The organism is Microcoleus vaginatus HSN003 (assembly GCF_022701255.1).
In the GTDB taxonomy this organism is placed as follows: Bacteria; Cyanobacteriota; Cyanobacteriia; order Cyanobacteriales; family Microcoleaceae; genus Microcoleus; species Microcoleus vaginatus_B.
In genome coordinates this window covers 4,050,725-4,067,211 of record NZ_CP031705.1, presented here as the reverse complement: position 1 = coordinate 4,067,211, position 16,487 = coordinate 4,050,725, and the positions used below count along the sequence as shown (strand labels likewise).

The 16,487-nt window shown below is 47.3% G+C and carries 16 protein-coding genes; 6 read left to right on the top strand and 10 right to left on the bottom strand.

Translation table 11 applies throughout. The features are described 5' to 3' along the window. Positions 1-200: 200 nt before the first annotated feature. Positions 201-368: a hypothetical protein gene (locus tag D0A37_RS17635; protein ID WP_242716266.1), complete on the bottom strand. Its 168-nt coding sequence runs from the start codon at positions 366-368 to the stop codon at positions 201-203. Here D0A37_RS17635 and D0A37_RS17630 point away from each other — a divergent pair. Further along, positions 360-1,037 (top strand): peptidoglycan-binding domain-containing protein, encoded by a 678-nt coding sequence (locus tag D0A37_RS17630; protein ID WP_242716264.1) that lies wholly within the window; start codon positions 360-362, stop codon positions 1,035-1,037. The genes D0A37_RS17635 and D0A37_RS17630 overlap by 9 nt on opposite strands. A gap of 669 nt (positions 1,038-1,706) precedes the next feature. On the opposite strand, the gene D0A37_RS17625 is transcribed toward D0A37_RS17630, so the two are convergent. After that, positions 1,707-3,584: a DUF1565 domain-containing protein gene (locus D0A37_RS17625; RefSeq protein ID WP_242716262.1), complete on the bottom strand. Its 1,878-nt coding sequence runs from the start codon at positions 3,582-3,584 to the stop codon at positions 1,707-1,709. 222 nt (positions 3,585-3,806) lie between these two features. Here D0A37_RS17625 and D0A37_RS17620 point away from each other — a divergent pair, with 222 nt between their 5' ends. Further along, positions 3,807-4,889 carry a thiamine phosphate synthase gene (locus D0A37_RS17620; protein WP_242716260.1) on the top strand — a complete coding sequence of 361 codons (1,083 nt, stop codon included), beginning with the start codon at positions 3,807-3,809 and terminating at the stop codon, positions 4,887-4,889. A 97-nt stretch (positions 4,890-4,986) separates the two neighbouring features. After that, positions 4,987-5,199, top strand: a complete 213-nt coding sequence (gene thiS / locus D0A37_RS17615; protein ID WP_242716258.1) for a sulfur carrier protein ThiS — start codon at positions 4,987-4,989, stop codon at positions 5,197-5,199. Positions 5,200-5,543: 344 nt separating this feature from the next. On the opposite strand, the gene rpmA is transcribed toward thiS, so the two are convergent. Both rpmA and rplU read right to left on the bottom strand, forming a co-directional pair. Then, on the bottom strand, positions 5,544-5,843 hold the full coding sequence (gene rpmA, locus D0A37_RS17610; RefSeq protein ID WP_006634942.1) for a 50S ribosomal protein L27: 300 nt from the start codon (positions 5,841-5,843) through the stop codon (positions 5,544-5,546). Positions 5,844-5,870: 27 nt separating this feature from the next. Further along, positions 5,871-6,263: a 50S ribosomal protein L21 gene (gene rplU, locus D0A37_RS17605; protein WP_242716256.1), complete on the bottom strand. Its 393-nt coding sequence runs from the start codon at positions 6,261-6,263 to the stop codon at positions 5,871-5,873. Between the two features lie 297 nt (positions 6,264-6,560). On the opposite strand from rplU, the gene D0A37_RS17600 reads away from it, so the two are divergent. Then, positions 6,561-9,443 (top strand): pentapeptide repeat-containing protein, encoded by a 2,883-nt coding sequence (locus D0A37_RS17600; RefSeq protein ID WP_242716254.1) that lies wholly within the window; start codon positions 6,561-6,563, stop codon positions 9,441-9,443. A 170-nt stretch (positions 9,444-9,613) separates the two neighbouring features. Here the strand turns inward: D0A37_RS17600 and D0A37_RS17595 are convergent, their stop codons facing one another. From D0A37_RS17595 to glpK, 4 genes are all read right to left on the bottom strand, one after another. Then, positions 9,614-9,829: a hypothetical protein gene (locus D0A37_RS17595; RefSeq protein ID WP_242716252.1), complete on the bottom strand. Its 216-nt coding sequence runs from the start codon at positions 9,827-9,829 to the stop codon at positions 9,614-9,616. Between the two features lie 325 nt (positions 9,830-10,154). Then, a complete protein-coding gene (locus tag D0A37_RS17590) occupies positions 10,155-10,652 on the bottom strand; it encodes a DUF3122 domain-containing protein (RefSeq protein ID WP_242716250.1) in 498 nt (165 codons plus the stop codon). Between the two features lie 231 nt (positions 10,653-10,883). Continuing rightward, positions 10,884-11,255 carry a c-type cytochrome gene (locus D0A37_RS17585; RefSeq protein WP_242716248.1) on the bottom strand — a complete coding sequence of 124 codons (372 nt, stop codon included), beginning with the start codon at positions 11,253-11,255 and terminating at the stop codon, positions 10,884-10,886. 74 nt (positions 11,256-11,329) lie between these two features. After that, the gene (gene glpK, locus D0A37_RS17580) at positions 11,330-12,817 is read right to left on the bottom strand and encodes a glycerol kinase GlpK (protein ID WP_242716246.1); all 1,488 of its coding nucleotides are present in this window, start codon (positions 12,815-12,817) and stop codon (positions 11,330-11,332) included. A gap of 98 nt (positions 12,818-12,915) precedes the next feature. On the opposite strand from glpK, the gene D0A37_RS17575 reads away from it, so the two are divergent. Further along, complete coding sequence (locus tag D0A37_RS17575) at positions 12,916-13,500, top strand: endonuclease dU (RefSeq protein ID WP_242716244.1); 585 nt, start codon at positions 12,916-12,918, stop codon at positions 13,498-13,500. Between the two features lie 7 nt (positions 13,501-13,507). Here D0A37_RS17575 and D0A37_RS29095 read toward each other — a convergent pair whose 3' ends face one another. Together D0A37_RS29095 and D0A37_RS17570 are read right to left on the bottom strand one after the other, a co-directional pair. Continuing rightward, a complete protein-coding gene (locus D0A37_RS29095; protein ID WP_278187081.1) occupies positions 13,508-13,630 on the bottom strand; it encodes a hypothetical protein in 123 nt (40 codons plus the stop codon). A gap of 61 nt (positions 13,631-13,691) precedes the next feature. Beyond that, on the bottom strand, positions 13,692-14,894 hold the full coding sequence (locus D0A37_RS17570) for an FHA domain-containing protein (protein ID WP_242716242.1): 1,203 nt from the start codon (positions 14,892-14,894) through the stop codon (positions 13,692-13,694). Between the two features lie 1,066 nt (positions 14,895-15,960). On the opposite strand from D0A37_RS17570, the gene apcA reads away from it, so the two are divergent. Then, on the top strand, positions 15,961-16,446 hold the full coding sequence (gene apcA / locus D0A37_RS17565; RefSeq protein ID WP_242725590.1) for an allophycocyanin subunit alpha: 486 nt from the start codon (positions 15,961-15,963) through the stop codon (positions 16,444-16,446). Positions 16,447-16,487 lie beyond the last annotated feature (41 nt).

Below are 16,487 nucleotides of genomic sequence, written 5' to 3'. Positions count from 1 at the left end.
TGTAGGGCAATCTAGCAGTTTTTTTGCCAATTGCAGCTATTTGAGAGGGATAAATTTTTTTTAGGAGAGGGAAGGGGAGGGGGGAGATGGGGAGAGGGGGAGATGGGAGAGGGGGAGATGGGGAGAGGGGGAGATGGGGAGAGGGGGAGAGGGGGAGAGGGGGAAAAATCTTCACGCTTGACTTCTTGGCTCAAAATCCATCAGTTAAATTCGCCGTTACCAATGCGTTCCCGAACTTCACGCTTGACTTGTTGGCTTAACATCCATCCGTTACCCGTAGATTGCTCGTTGCCGAAATTCCCAATTTTTTCCAGATTTGATGTACGATCGCTACCAGTTTTGCAAAGGTCGAATTCCCAATGTCCCAAAACTTGACAGCAAGCTGGAATGAAGCCCGCGAGGTTCCGAGTTTGCTCTTCGGCTGGAGTTTGTGCGGTTTATTGGCAATAGGCTCGATCGCCCCTACTCCTGTTGCAGCACAGCTAGCTACCTCCGAACAAGGTAACATTAACAGCCCGATCGCTCAAACAGGTGCGATAGTCCGCCCCGCAATCAAATTGGGCAGCCGCGGCTCAGAAGTGATCGAACTCCAAGCTGCTCTTAAATTATTGGGCTTTTACACTGGAACTGTAGACGGGATTTTTTCACAAAGCACCGCTAGAGCTGTGTCTCAGTTCCAGGAAGCAGCAGGTCTGCCTCCCGACGCCATAGTCGGTCAAGATACTTGGAACCGACTGTTTCCTCCGACTCCGAGCGCGAGCGAAAACCCCATCGCTAACGATCCTGTAAATGCCGACAATTCAGAGATTAACCCCCAGGTGCAATCAACTAATTTTCCGGTTTTGAGAAGACGAATGCGGGGGGCGGCAGTCAGAGATTTGCAAGAACGGCTGCGGGCCAAGGGATTTTTGCGGGTGAGGGCTGACGGCGTGTTCGGCCCGGAAACTCAAGCTGCTGTCAAGGCGGCTCAGCGACAATATCAACTGCCAGCAGACGGCATTGTCGGCCGCGCAACTTGGGAAGCTCTGCTGCGTTGACAGCAAGCGAAAAGTGCCGGGTGTGCACGTTGCGGTATCGGGCGATCGTACAAATTGTTAATAATCGCTTTTGGAAGTATTTCATCACATCAAAAAGTGTCAAGTTTGGTAAACAAAGTGTTTTTATGCGCGCAGTTGGTGTTAACTTAAAAACATGAGGGGCAAAACCAAGAAGCACAAAAAACTTGGATAAAAAAATTTGGAATTAGAGTATTTGTCCCGCTCGGCTCTAGTCCGCAGGCAACGCCTGAACCGTGTAGCTTGTTAGCAAAGAAAGGTTGACATTGCGATCGATATTTGTTAGATAGCTTGAGGCTATTTGATTAATCAAAAGTTGCGATCGCACAGTCAAACACAGAAGTCTGAATAGACTCCGCTGATAGCTAGCTCGTCCGCAGAGTAGTTGCAAAAAAGTCCACCTTAGTTGTAGTTTGCTGAAACTCAGTAGAGCTAAAAACCCACTTGAATCAATTTAATTTACAAACTTTTTAGGGTCTGGCATCCGATATGCTAGGCCCTAAAATTTTGAGATTTTTTTGAAGTAGTCAGCAGTCTTTGGCTGTTAACAGTCAACAGTTAACAGTCAACAGTCAACAGTCAACACTCAACAGTCAACAGTCAACAGTCAACAGTCAACAGTCAACAGTTAACTAATGACTAATGACCATTTCATTTAATTTCTTCAATTTGAGCATTCAAACCGTTAGCGCTGAGCATTTGTAGCAATTCCTCAGCTTTTTCGAGTTCCCGAAAAGCACCGGCTTGCATCACCGGTCGTCCGCTGGCAAAAGAGCGAAAAGCACCGGGAACGAGGGATTGCATTTTTTGTCGATCGCGCCAACTGTTGGCATCCACCACAACTCGATACCGGAAACCCAAAGCTCTGGCTCGATCGAATGACGGCGAATTATCTGCGGCATCGGGCAAAGAATTCCCCCCTAAAGGTGCAGGTACATAGCCGCCCCTTCCTACAGGAATGTTGCGGCCCGGAACCGGCAATCTACCCTCGGAAGAAACCGAACTCGAACTATCAAAATTGGGAGAAATCATTGGTTGCTCTACCGAACTTTCCGAAATCGATCGAAAATTCGGATCGGGCACGGGAATTCCGATCGCCCCTTGGGCTACCGATGAAGCACCGGCATTTCTCGGAGAAAGCTCTTGCTGCAACTGAGCGCTTGGCGGTGTCGATCGATTTTCCACCGATCGCCTGGAAACGGGCGCGGGCGGGGGAAGTGGCGCTCTTTCAATTCTGGGACTTAGCCGCCCGGGAGTGTAAGCAGGGAGAGAAGTGTCTGGGCCACCGATGCTGGGGGGTCGATCGGTCGTTAGCTGCAAAGCACCTCCCCCCGGTGGCGGAGGGCTAAAAGTTCCCGCCACATCAACCGAGCCCGTCGTCCGGGTTCTCAACAATTGATTGCCGTAAGCGGGGATTACTTGACCTTTTGCCGCATTGTTCACATCGTACTGACCGTTGTTGCGAATGACATTCCCCCCCGGTTCGGCTGCAGTTCCCAAATCCGGCAGAGAGCTCGATATCGCCACAATTCCGTCCCGGCGATTACTCTCGATATAATTGTTACGCAGCACAGGTCTAGCATTAGCTTGCACCACCACGCCATCTTTATTGCGAGTAATTTTGTTACCGATTAGCAGAGGCGAAGCGTTCTGCGCTACATTCACCCCAAATCCCGTGTTTTCAAACACATTATCTCGAACTTCCGGCTGGGAACTGCCAAAAATCGTAATGCCGTTAGCTCCATTTTTCGAGAAAACATTCCCGCCAATCGTCGGCCTGGAAGTACCCACTACCGAAATGCCGTCGTGAGTGCTGCCAGAAAAAGTATTGTTAACAACCGTCGGAGAACTCGATTCGATCCACAAAGCGTAACCGCGATAGTTGGTATTCGTCACCGTCACCCCGCTGAGTCCCGCCCCATCTGCGCCTAAAATCGCGATATTTTGACCCGCCGAAGTCGGACTGATAAAGTATCCTCCGCCTTTGATGACAATATTCTGACCGCGAGTGTTGGGATTTCCCTGAACTGTCACGCTGGGCCTGAGCATTAATGGAAATTTTTCGCCGGTTTGCTCGCTGTAAGTACCGGGCGCTAGCAAAATCGCTGTTTTGGGCGGGGCGACGCTTAAGGCGTAGGTAAGGGTTTTGAATGGAGCTTGATCGCTGCCGTTGCCCCCCGTGTCGCTGCCGCCCGTCGAGCTGACGTAAAGTATATTAATGTCGCTCTCCAGGGTCTGAGAAAGTAGCTGCACTCCGGGTATCCCGGCAGCGATAACTGACGGTTGAGGGTTGCAAAAGGCGGTCATCGCAAAGACGAGCAGAAGGCAAGAACTCAAACAAGATTTTTGCGATCGATTTTCTTTGCACCAGGTCGGTTGTGAGTAAATCAGCATAAAAAAACGCAACTTATCTGTGAGCCGAGTTTCGCCTCCGGTGTTTCGTGTCGGGTTTTCGCGATCGAAGTTTAAATACGCCCGCCTGTTTGGGTTGTTCTCCCTTAATCTTTTGTGTTGTTCTGCTAACCTCACGGCTCTCCTCCGAAGTGTGGTATGCAGTTTAACGATTCCACTCTCATCAAGTTTGATCTATTATGCTTTGTTTTCATCGAATTCAATAAAACTTAAAAAATTATTGTCGAATTTACATTGGTTTATGCCAAAATTAAGCCGCCTGCTTTGCCACGATCTTGACGGCGTGGGAGAATGTAGCGGGTTGATTGGTAAGATTAATTATAATTAGGGTGGTTCTGAATGACCGACAAACAAAACAGAACTTTACCGGCACAGCCAGCCCTCTGCCGGATTTTAGATGCAAATTTAGATCGATCGCGCGAAGGGTTGAGAATTATTGAAGAATGGTGCAGGTTTGGTCTCAACAGCGCGGATTTAGCTGGCGAGTGCAAGCAACTGCGTCAAGAATTGGCTGCTTGGCACGTCGCAGAACTTCGGAGTGCTAGGGATACGCCGGGTGATCCGGGTACGGAGTTGACTCACCCGCAGGAAGAGCAGCGTTCGAGCATTCAGCAGCTACTGGAGGCGAATTTCTGTCGGGTGGAAGAAGCTCTGCGGGTACTCGAAGAGTATGGCAAAATTTACGATCGGAATATGGGCGCGGCTTTTAAGCAGATGCGCTATCGGGTTTATACTCTCGAAAGCAATTTGCTGGCTTACCGGCGCTACCAGCAGTTACTTCGATCGCAGTTATACCTTGTAACTTCGCCGAGAGACAACTTGATGGGAGTCGTGGAAGCTGCTTTGCAAGGCGGACTGACTTTGGTGCAGTACCGCGACAAAAACTCAGACGATGGCGCCAAGCTGGCTAACGCGCGCAAGCTTTGCGAACTTTGTCACCGCTACGATGCTTTGCTGATTGTGAACGATCGCGTGGATTTTGCGATCGCAGCGGATGCCGACGGCGTACACTTAGGACAGCAAGATTTGCCTGTGGCGGAAGCGCGCAAGTTGCTCGGCCCGGGACGCATCATCGGTTGTTCGACTACCAATGGCGAGGAAATGCAGCGAGCTATTGATGCGGGAGCCGATTATATTGGAGTTGGGCCGGTTTACTCCACTCCTACTAAACCTGATAAACAGGCGGCAGGTTTGGACTATGTGCGGTATGCTGCTGATAAGTCGCCGATTCCGTGGTTTGCGATCGGCGGAATTGATATCAACAACCTCGATGAAGTATTGAATGCCGGAGCTCAAAGGGTTGCCACAGTACGGGCGATTATGGAAGCAGAACAGCCTACTTTAGTGACGCAGTTTTTCATCTCGCAGTTGATTCGGATGCAGAATCTAAAAGCTCAGAAAGCTTTGCACGGGAAAAGCTAGGTTTATTTGCGATTTGTAGGGCGGGTTTAGCGCAGGAAGTCTGTGCATAAAATATAATTTTGTTACAAAACCCGCCCTGAAAACTAATATTTTACTTATGATAAATCAAATTGCGCTGCAAGTTAACGGAGAAACCCGCAATTGTGCGATCGACACACCGTTACCAAAATTACTAGAACAATTGGGATTAAACCCGCGCTTGGTGGCTGTGGAGTACAACGGGGAAATTCTGCACAAACAATTTTGGGAAACTACACCGATGCAAGAGGGCGACATCTTAGAAGTTGTCACAATTGTCGGAGGAGGCTAACCGATTCGTAGTGAGGACTTCAGTCCTTACTCGTTACCAGGCTATGCCTGGTAATGCTAATCCGGAGGCTCTGCCTCCCTAATCCTGTGTCGAGGCAGAGCCTCTAGATATGGGTTCCCAAGCAGAGCCTTGGAACCAGTTAATGGGTTCCCAAGCAGAGCCTTGGAACCAGTTAAAAACGAGAGTTTTTCCTGCTTCTGTGGTTCTTCGTAAGCAGCCAGAGTCCTTTCTCCGGCGAAACAAATTGCAAAAAGCTCTGCCTCCTGTAACTTTCTAATAACATAGAAAATCAGGAGGCAGAGCCTCTAGATATGCGTTCCCAGGCATAGCCTAGGAACGAGGAATTAAACTGCGACAGCTTCAGCCACTGGTTCAGCCACAGGTGCTGCTACAACAGGATAAATGCTGACTTTCTTGCGAGTTTTGCCTTTTCTTTCAAAAGTCACCACACCGTCAATCATGGCAAACAGAGTATCATCTCTGCCGATACCTACATTGTTACCAGGGTGAAATTTGGTGCCGCGCTGACGGATCAAAATGTTGCCTGCTCTGACAACTTGACCGCCGTACTTTTTGACACCCAGACGCTGAGAATTAGAGTCGCGTCCGTTACGTGTACTGCCTGTACCTTTCTTGTGGGCCATAATATCCTCAACTGTATTTACTATTTTTTATTCTGAATCAGTTTCGGCGGTTTGGGGAGTTTCCACAACTGCTTGAGTTAAGTCTCTGGCGGCCAAGACTGTACCGTTGACGCTGATGGAGTCAATCATAAAGCGAGTTGTTTCTTGACGGTGCCCTTTTTTCTTCCGAGTTTTCTTTTTCGGCTTCATCTTGTAGACGAGGACTTTGCGGCCCCGGAAATGCCGGAGAACCGTTCCTTCTACTGTCGCATTTTCTAGTAGAGGCTGGCCGATATGAACCTCGTCTTCGTGCTGGATCAGAAATACTTTGTCTATGGTGACTTTGGATTCAGCTTCAACGTGAAGCAGTTCGATGTCGTAGAAGCGGCCTGGTTCTACCCGAAATTGTTTGCCGCCGGTTTCAATGATTGCGTAAGTCATGGGATGGTGGTTGAAATTGCCGTACAGGTAGCTGATGAGTCATTGGTCATTGGTCGTTGTGGACTTTTGACTGCTGACTGCTCTCCAGCTTTTGGAATGTCTTAACCTGATCCGAGCCGGATTTAGACAGACAATCTACTATTATTGCGGGTTGTTGGAGTTTTGTCAAGGTAAAAGAGAGTTAATCTTTTCTAATTGTTAGTTTGAGAACAGATTTGTGGCGACGAACTACGGAATGCTTACAGAGTTAAATGTAGATTTTCTCAGCTTCTCTCTTGTGAAACAGGGCAGGTAAAAATGGCAAATCGCATCGGGAAATTCTTAAATACTGATATCAAAGAACTGTTTTCCGCCGACGCAGCGGAGGCAATCGGAGAAGCAGGCAAAACAGCCGCCGAATTGGCAAAAATGTTCAAAGAACAAGGGCTGGACAATAGCAACTTGCTGCTAGAGGCTTTGAACTCTCCCTTAGCTCAAGTTGTGGGAACTGGATTGCCATTTGTCGGGATGGCGGCGAAAATGCTGGCGTTTTTTATTGAAAAAACTCAACAGCAGCCGACTTTAGCTGAGTGCATTTTCCTCGTCAGTCAGGAGGCTTATCTGGAAAGTTTTAAGGAGTTTCTTGGACAAGACGAGAGTCTGTTAAATCGCATCGGGCAAACTCCGGTTTCCGATAAAGTAAAGCAGTTGCTTAAGAAATTGGCGGATTGGGAATTGAGCGATAAAGCAGCCAAAGAAATTGTTATTTGCTTCCGGGATTCGATGTTAGCCACGGAATTTAACCTAGTGCTGTCAGAACGGCTGCAACAAGCCGGACTGAAGGCCGATGAAGCTCAAATTTTGACAAAGAGAGTTGCTGCGAATACTCACCGCTATTTGATCGAAGCTTGGGCAGTTTCGGGCGAAGCAATGAAACATCTTGGACAGCCTTCTTTCAGCGAATGGCGGGAGGAACAGGAGAAATATCACAGCATTGACAATTACCTGCAAGAACAGATTGCCACTCTACCGCTACAACCTGTATTTGCAGAAAATTTTTCATTCAAGGATATCTACGTGCCTCTGAAGGCACAGGCAATTGATAAAAATGGCGAGGTTATTGAAGATGCAGAAGATTTCGATTTAGAAAGTTGGGCAAAAGACTTGCTTGAGGATAAAAACAGACAAAATCGGGTGATGTTTGTCGAAGCTGGGCCCGGACGCGGTAAAAGCGTTTTTTGTCGGATGTTTGCTGACTGGGTGCGGCAACATTTGCATCCAATTTGGACACCCGTGTTAATTCGACTGCGAGATATTCCTACATTGCAAAAGAGTTTTCGAGAAACGCTACAAGAAGCAGTTAATGCTGGTTTTGCTAGCAAAGGCTGGTTTACAGATAGAAACACGCGATATTTGTTTTTCTTGGATGGCTTTGACGAGTTGCTGATGGAAGGGAGAAGCAGCGGCGGTTTAGAGCAATTTCTCAAGCAAGTAGGACAATTTCAGCGGGACTGCGATCGGTATTCGGAAATGGGACACCGGGTTTTGATTACTGGGAGAACTTTAGCTTTGCAAGGGATTGAAAGGCAAATGCCGGACAACCTAGAGCGAGTCGAAATTCAGGTGATGGATAACGGACTTCAGCAGCAGTGGTTGACCAAGTGGGAAGCCCAATTTGGGGCGGAAACAACTTCAGCTTTTCAGCAGTTTTTGCAACACGAACGCTGTCCTGAACAGGTAAAATCAGACTTAGCGCGAGAACCGCTATTGCTTTATTTATTAGCGGCAATGCACCGGGACGAAACGTTGAAAGTTGAAAATTTTCAAGGAACTAACAGCACTCAAGCAAAAATTTTAATTTACAACCAAGCTGTGAATTGGGTACTCACAGAACAGCGGTCTAAATTGCTCAATCGCAATTTGACCGAACTGGAAACAGAAGATTTGCGGCGCATCCTTACAGAAGCAGGGTTGTGCGTGGTGCAGTCGGGAGGGGAATGCGCTCCTGTAGCGATGATTGAGGAACGATTGAGAGAAAACAACTCGGTTAAAGCATTACTTGAAGAAGCACAAAAACGGATTGGTGATAATCCTCTGAGAAATGCTTTGGCGGTTTTTTATCTTCAGCAAGGCAGTAAAGAAGGTTCTGTGGAGTTTGTACACAAGAGTTTTGGTGAATTTCTGTGTGCGGAACGGTTGAAAGAAAGTCTGGAAGAGTGGACGGAACCGGGAAAAAAAGGTAGAGGATTTAATACTCAAGACTCTCAGATGGACTGGGAGATTTATGATTTGTTGGGTTATGGGCCGCTGACAGAAGAAATTGTGGAATATTTGATGGGGTTGTTAACAACTCCGGCCGCTCCAGGGGAGGAAAATCAGTTTCGCCCTGTGGAGTTATTCCAGCGTCTGGAAAATTTTTATCAGCGGTGGTGCGAGGGGGAATTTATTGATATGCTGCCGGAAAGTTTGCCTCAGAAGAAGCTGCGGCTGCTGCGAGAACAATTGAAAACCCAAGAATTGGGACAGCGACAAATAGATATTTATGCTGGTTTGAATGTGATGATTTTGCTGTTGGAGTTGCACCGTTACGGTCAGGAGAAAGATGAATTCAAAGCCACAATGGTGTTTTATCCTGGTGGGAGACCTAATGCTGAAGGTAAACTTGACGATGCAAGTCGGTTGTTGCGTCTCATCGGTTATAGCTGTTGTGTTGGGAATTCTGGCTTTTTGCAAACAGTTGGGAGATTCCTCAGCGGCGCAAACCTCAGCGGCGCAAACCTATTCGGCGCAAACCTCAGCGGCGCAAACCTCTTCGGCGCAAACCTATTCGGCGCAAACCTCTTCGGCGCAAACCTCAGCGACGCATACCTCAGCGGCGCAAACCTCTTCGGCGCAAACCTATTCGGCGCAAACCTCAGCGGCGCAAACCTCAGCGGCGCAGACCTCTTCGGCGCAAACCTATTCGACGCAAACCTCAGCCGCGCATACCTCAGCCGCGCACGCCTCTTAGGCGCAGACCTCAGCGGCTCAGACCTCAGCGGCGCACGCCTCTTAGGCGCATACCTCAGCGGCGCAGACCTCAGCGATCGCACTTTTGGAGATATCAAATGGGATGAAGACACAAACTGGGAGAATGTTCGAGGTTTGGATACAGCCGTTGATGTTCCAGAAGCGTTAAGGCGACAGCTAGGAATGCAGTAGAAACCTTTTTCCAGGCTTGGCGTATCATTTTTATGAACAGGCTTTCCGGCCTGTTCCACAAAGACAGAATTTTCTTGTCGGCTGGGCCCTCCTAGTCCGCGCCCGAAAGACCGATCGACATACGAAGGTCGATCGACCTTATTTTATCCAAAAGGTCGATCGAACTGGATTCAAGCCGTCACAGAACATTTGCGCGATCGTAACAATTCCAAAGCTTGCTGTTTCACCCGACCTTCCATCACCTCTTTTTGCAAATTAATAAAAGCCTCAAAATCTTCTAAACCGTACTTAGTCATCTGCAACTGCTGTCGCAACTGTTCTTCGGCCTCAACCGTTAAGTAACCTGTTGCCAAAGCTTTTCGGACAATTTTACTGATTAAAGTCATACTAGATTCACCCTGAAGACGTGCACGTTAAAACACTGGAGTTTTGTCAACCGACTAGCTCAGCTTTTAGTTTGTTTCATAATTACCCTTCAAATAGGTTAAATCTACCTTAAGGTCTATGTAAATAAAGTTATTTTTGATACATCCATGAAACTTTAGCGATTTTAAATCTACAGTGCGATTAAATTGATCTATTTAGTTTTTGCCCTACTCTATTATTCTTCAAAAACGTTAAATCTACCTTAAGGCATAATTTAAACATAGCGATTTGTGACATTGGAAATTGTATCGATTTTAAATGTAGAGTGCGCTTAAATTGGTATATTTAGTTTCTGTCTAACAACAGCCGCCATTCTCTGACAGCAAAAGGAGGAACCAGCAATTCTGTTTCTTTTTGATTTTTCACGGGCAAATGCAACAGCAAAGGTCGATTACTTTCCAATTGTGTAATTATTGATTTGAAATCGTATTCTCCGACATTAATTGGCAAACCCGACTCGTTCCAAATATCATTAGCATTGCCAATTTCGCGCTTGCCCGCCGCAACTTTCAGCGGAACCGGGTGCTGCAATTCTGTTCCGGGAAATCCTACTAATCTCAGATTTAAAGACTTTACTACTCCCGACTTGACTCGCTTGTACAAAACAACTTGCCATGCTTTGTCATCTGTATCACGCAGGCTTTGTACGGATCGGAACATTACTGTCTCGGCAGTTTCTGGATATTTGTGAATCGAGGCCAAAGCGGGCGGGCTAACCGCTAAGATTAGAGACAAGCACAAGCTAATAATAGTTAAAGTTCTACGCCAATAATATTTTTTCAACTTCCAATACCTCCAATAATTTACATTATTTTAGCAAAAAACCGAAAAAAGGACAGGTTTGTATTGAGATTATTAAAGAATGAACAATAGAAGACAAGAACCAGGCAGGTTTTGTATAAAGATTATTGATCTCTGACCAAGTTACGCGCTAAACCTGCCCATACATTATACCTCGGTTTTGTTTCCTGAAGTTAGGCGCTAAACCTGGTCTTACAATGTAGATAGTCTGGTTTATTTCCAATCGGTTTCAGCTTGGGATAGCACGTAAGCTGAAACATCGATAATTTGTTGTTCCGACAAACGATCTTTGTAAGCGGGCATAATACCTTTGCCGTTGGTTACTAAGTTGGAAATGTTGGCGATGGAATCCATGCCGTATTTTTTTAATGCTTTTTGTTTCAAGTTTTTGCCGCGCCTTATAATGTTGCTGCCGTTGATGTGACAACCTGCACAGTTGGCGCTGAAGACTTCGGCTGCGGTTGTGGGATTTGTAGCTGTATCTGCGAGGGCGATTTGGGAATTAGTGGCGATTTCTACAAATGCCAGTGTCACTATCAATACAAAGGCGGTGAGAATTTTTTTTAAGTTATTTAGCGAAATCATCTATTTGCAATTTGAAAAATAGTGCTGGATTTAATGATATCACTAAATACGCATTTTCGGGTTAACTCAGCGATTCATTCTTCCCAATCGAATGTGCGGGAAACTGCTTTTTTCCAAAAGCGATATTTTTGTTCGCGAAGTGCGATCGGCATTTTGGGTTCCCAAGTACAATCCACCGCCCAATTGTCGCGCAATTCGGCTAGCTGACTCCAAAAACCAACCGCCAAACCGGCCGCATAAGCCGCACCGAGTGCAGTAGTTTCTGCTACCACAGGCCGCACCACAGGCACTCCCAAAACATCGCTCTGAAACTGCATCAGCGTGTGATTTCCCACCATACCTCCGTCTACTTTTAAAGACAAAAGCTGCACTGCTGAATCCTGATTCATCGCATCCAATATTTCCCGCGTTTGCCACGCTGTAGCTTCCAATACTGCGCGGGCAATGTGTGCCTTAGTCACGTAGCGAGTTAAACCTGCAATTACTCCGCGCGCGCTGTCTTTCCAATAGGGCGCGTAGAGTCCAGAAAATGCCGGCACAATGTAAACTCCGCCACTGTCTTCGACTGTATTTGCTAATGTTTCTACTTCCGCAGATGTGTTGATGATGCCCAAATTGTCTCGCAGCCACTGCACTAGAGCTCCGGCGATCGCAATACTGCCTTCCAAAGCATACACAGCGGGCGATTCCCCCATCTTGTAGGCGACTGTTGTTAGTAACCCGTTTTTTGAAGGGACGATCGCCTCACCAGTATTCAGCAGCATAAAACAGCCCGTACCGTAAGTATTTTTTGCCTCCCCGGGACTGAAACAAGTTTGCCCGACGAGAGCGGCCTGCTGATCGCCCAAAGCAGCAGCAATTGGAACACCTGCAAGCAATCCTTTTGCAGTTCCAAAAACTTGACTCGAAGGGCGAATTTCTGGCAGCATCTGGCGGGGAATTGTCATTATTTCCAAAGTTTCGGCATCCCAATCGAGGGTGTGCAAATCCATCAGCATCGTGCGGCTGGCGTTGGTAACATCGGTAATGTGCGCGCCGCCAGTCAGGTGCCAAATTAGGAAAGTATCGACATTGCCAAAAATCGCATCGCCTTGATTTGCAGCTTCCCGCAATCCTGCAATATTGTCCAGCATCCACTTAATTTTCGGCCCGCTGAAATAAGTTGCCAGTGGCAAACCGCATCGTTTTTGAAATCGATTTTTGCCCTCAACTTCAGCTAATTTTTCGCAAATTTGGTGAGTGCGAGTATCTTGCCAAACAATTGCATTGCCGTAAGGTTGACCAGTTTTTCTGTTCCAAACAATTGCGGTTTCGCGCTGGTTGGTAATACCTAGTGCTGCAATATCTTTGGGGTCGATATTACCGATTTCGAGGGTATTTTTAATCACGCTTTGGGTGCGCTGCCAAATTTCATCGGGATTGTGTTCAACCCATCCTGGTTGCGGATAGATTTGCTGGTGTTCTTGTTGGTTGCTGCAAATTATCTGTCCCCGGCGATCGAATATGATAAATCTGGTGCTGGTGGTTCCTTGGTCGATCGCTGCTACGTATTTTTTGGCCAATTGTCTAAAACCTTTTTAGTAATGAGCTATTTAACGTATATGATACTATGTAAAACACAAGCTAATCTCAAAAACTTTAGTTTAGGGAACTCCACAAGTTGAAACTGGCAGATTTGCTCAGGCTCGATCGCACAATTAAGGTTATTGGCTTTGACGACGCTCCGTTTTCTCGTACAAGCGGCAGCCTGGTGTCGATCGCGGGCATAGTCTGCGGGGGAACTCGATTTGAAGGAATGGTGTGGGGACAAGTCCTCCCCGACGGATTAGATGCTACGGATGCTATTTCTGGGCTACTCATCGGAGGCAAATTTTTGCCGCAATTGCATCTGGTTTTGCTAGACGGAATTGCTTTCGGCGGCTTCAATATTATTGACCTTCCCGAGTTAGCATCGCGGCTGCAAATTCCTTGCGTTGCTGTCATGCGCCGCCAACCAAATTTAGATGCTGTTGAAAAAGCCCTCGGTCATTTACCCGACTCAGAATACCGTTTAGAATTGTTGCGCCGCGCCGGGAAAATTCACGCTTTTGAACCTTTCTTTTTTCAAGTTTCCGGCGAAAAGCCGGAAGTAATTGCGCTGGTGCTTCAGCGTTTGACAGACACTGGGAAAGTTCCTGAAGCTTTGCGTTTGGCTCATTTGATTGGTGCGGCGGTAATTAATGGAGTTAGCAGCAGTTCTGCTTGAATTATTGTTAAGAACGGGCAAGATGCCCGTTCCACAAAGAGTAATTTTTTTGTGGGTGGGCCGGAGATCCTGTTAAGAACGGGCAAGATGCCCGTTCCACAAAGAGGAAATTTTCTTGTGGGGTGGGCATCCTGCCCGCCCATGAAAGGTTTATTGACAATGGTGCAATATCTCAGTTTGTACTCGCTTACTTACACAATCTCGCCGTCAATTTCACCGAATTCGATTTGAGTTCCCAACGCCAAAGTCAGGGTAGTTTCAGGTTCTATCATTTTTATATCGCCTTGAATGTCTGTAACCCACCAAGCGCGATCGCACAAATTGGTCAATCCTAACGAAAGCTCGTTTCTCGATCGAGAAGTGACTATAGCTACCAAACCGTTAGATGCTGCGGCTGTTAAACTCGGTATGTCAGAGGTGAATAGTTGAGTTCCCGCACTCAGAGGAATAACTCGACTGGCTAATTTCAGGGAAAATTGGCTGGTGGTAAAAGAATTTGGTGCGGATTTTGGTGATATAATACTAGCCGGAACCTGAGCCGAAGTTGCAGCAGGCAAGTCAGAGTTTCCTACTGTAATTGTACAGTTGCCGATTTTCTTTTGGTCGCCCGATCGCAAATAACTCACCGCCCCGCTCTCAAGATTCTCGCAAACAATTTGACCTGCTTCCAATTGAAACCGCATTGCCAAGGGTGAAACATTAGGAATGCAGATAATAGACAAATTTTCATCACTGCCAAAAGTGATCGGTTCCGAGCCCAGAGTCAGAGTGCGATTTGCTCCTGTATCGTAACTAATTACCAGCCAAGCTTTGTTGAACAAAGTTTCAGCTACAACCAACATAATTCCAATCCAAAAACCGATCGCAGCACAGCCAGCTAAGCGGCCCGCGGTACCCGATAGATTGTAAGCAAACAGAATAAACAAACAGCCGCCCAAAACTCCTCCAACACCGCCGCCTCCCGTGCCGCGAAGCGCTCCCAAATTAGGAATCCGCTGTGCAAGTCCAAGTCCTAACAAACTGCCCGCTATTCCCCAGCAAATTACTCGCAATAATTCGTTATTTCCGTCGCCAATTCCGCTGTAAATACCTTCGGCGATCGCCCCAGAAATGGCTCCTGCTATTAAACCAAACAATCCGCCATTTTTCAAAGCCTGTTTAATTTGAGGCTTGCCTTTGATATAGTAATAATAGCCGAACATGATAGCAGTAGCAATGCCACCGCCTACCAATCCAAACCAGCGAGCTGTAGAAAATACACTGTCAAAAACAGATTGTGGATTATTGAGCCGCTGCATGAAAGGTTCGGTGATGAGATTGCCGACGAAACCGCCGACTGCACCGCTAATTCCAAACTGCAAAGCTTTTTTAAGGGCTGATAGATTTCTTTTCACGGCGCACCAGATTAAAAGTGAGAGTCAAATCTAGCTACAAGCTCGAAAGTTACGATTTCCGATGATTCTGATATCTTGCACCACGATCGAGAACAGGCTTTCTGGGTTGTTCGACAAAAACAAAGAGTTGAGTTTTCTTATGAGTAGTAGGGGTTGGGCAGGAGCCATTGGTGTCAACTTAAGCTTTTAGTCCGCCAGTCCTCCCGCTCACCCAGCAGTCTGCCAGGGAATGAATTCCACGGGGCTTATAGCAAAAGTCCTCTAAAAGAGGACTGAATCATTCCTTAGTCCTCTTTTAGAGGACTTTCGCTTTGAGGCAGGGGTTTCAACCCCTGACGGACTATCGGTTTTACCTTAAGTTGACACCACTGGGCAAGAGAGCGCGCCCGTCCAAGACTTATTGAGAATGGTGCAAGATGTGAGACGATCGCACCTCTCTCTGCCCGCCTCTCTCCCGCCTGTCTCCCCCCATCTGCCGCTTGTCTCCCTCTCAGGGAAAAGTCTTTGATCCTCGCGCCGTCGCCCGCCACAAATCCCTCTCAGGGTTACATCGCCCGCAATCCTTGCTGTAAGAGGATTCTATCGATTTTTTTAACTATGAAATTTTAACTGAGAACACCCAAGCGAGGGCCCAAATATGAAAACGAATGTTACAAACTATTACAGTAACACTCAGAATGTGAACATAATGCCTCAAAATACTTGCGAGAGGTAGTTGTGTCAGAGAAGCAATATCCTTACTAACTGCCCGACAGTCACTCGATCGCCACTTAGTGGCCTGCTGCAATCTCGATCAAAAATTAAAGATCGCATCAGTCATTTGTGGTATTGTAAGCGACAGGCTTAGTGCGGGCACTCACAAGCGCACCGGCGTGAAGAACAAGCGCCGTCAAACACCGAAGGCAGGCTGCGGCCAACAACTTTAACAGTTGCTGACTGTGGAAAGTCCAGCCTTCTCCGTCAAAGCTCCTGCCTGAGCATGAAAGGTAAGGGATGCAAGCGCCCGCCGTCGCTAGCTCAGCGCGGAGCAGTTCGTATAGCAAAATATCCAGCGGGTACACACAAGATGAGTATCGTCACCAAATCAATCGTCAACGCAGACGCCGAAGCTCGCTACTTGAGCCCAGGTGAATTAGATCGGATCAAGAGCTTTGTCACCTCTGGTGAACGCCGCGTCCGCATCGCCCAAATTTTGAGCGAATCCCGCGAACGCATCGTCAAGCAAGCAGGCGACCAACTTTTCCAAAAGCGCCCTGATATTGTTTCTCCCGGCGGCAACGCTTACGGCGAAGAAATGACCGCAACTTGCTTGCGCGACATGGATTACTACCTGCGTTTGATCACCTACGGAATCGTAGCTGGCGACATTACTCCGATCGAAGAAATCGGTATTGTCGGCGTCCGCGAAATGTACAAATCTCTCGGAACCCCGATTGAAGGCGTCGCCGAAGGCATTCGCGCTATGAAAAATGCAGCCAGTTCGCTGCTGTCTGGAGAAGATGCTTCCGAAGCTTCCTCTTACTTCGACTACGTTATCGGTGCGATGCAGTAAGGAATTTCGATTTTAGGTTTTCGATTTTAGATTGAAAAATT

Coding starts and splice junctions, on each gene's coding strand:
- D0A37_RS17630 (WP_242716264.1), top strand. CDS start 360: ATGTCCCAAAACTTGACAGCAAGCTGGAATGAAGCCCGCGAGGTTCCG.
- D0A37_RS17620 (WP_242716260.1), top strand. CDS start 3,807: ATGACCGACAAACAAAACAGAACTTTACCGGCACAGCCAGCCCTCTGC.
- thiS (WP_242716258.1), top strand. CDS start 4,987: ATGATAAATCAAATTGCGCTGCAAGTTAACGGAGAAACCCGCAATTGT.
- rpmA (WP_006634942.1), bottom strand. CDS start 5,843: ATGGCCCACAAGAAAGGTACAGGCAGTACACGTAACGGACGCGACTCT.
- rplU (WP_242716256.1), bottom strand. CDS start 6,263: ATGACTTACGCAATCATTGAAACCGGCGGCAAACAATTTCGGGTAGAA.
- D0A37_RS17600 (WP_242716254.1), top strand. CDS start 6,561: ATGGCAAATCGCATCGGGAAATTCTTAAATACTGATATCAAAGAACTG.
- D0A37_RS17595 (WP_242716252.1), bottom strand. CDS start 9,829: ATGACTTTAATCAGTAAAATTGTCCGAAAAGCTTTGGCAACAGGTTAC.
- D0A37_RS17585 (WP_242716248.1), bottom strand. CDS start 11,255: ATGATTTCGCTAAATAACTTAAAAAAAATTCTCACCGCCTTTGTATTG.
- D0A37_RS29095 (WP_278187081.1), bottom strand. CDS start 13,630: ATGCCCACCCCACAAGAAAATTTCCTCTTTGTGGAACGGGCATCTTGC.
- apcA (WP_242725590.1), top strand. CDS start 15,961: ATGAGTATCGTCACCAAATCAATCGTCAACGCAGACGCCGAAGCTCGC.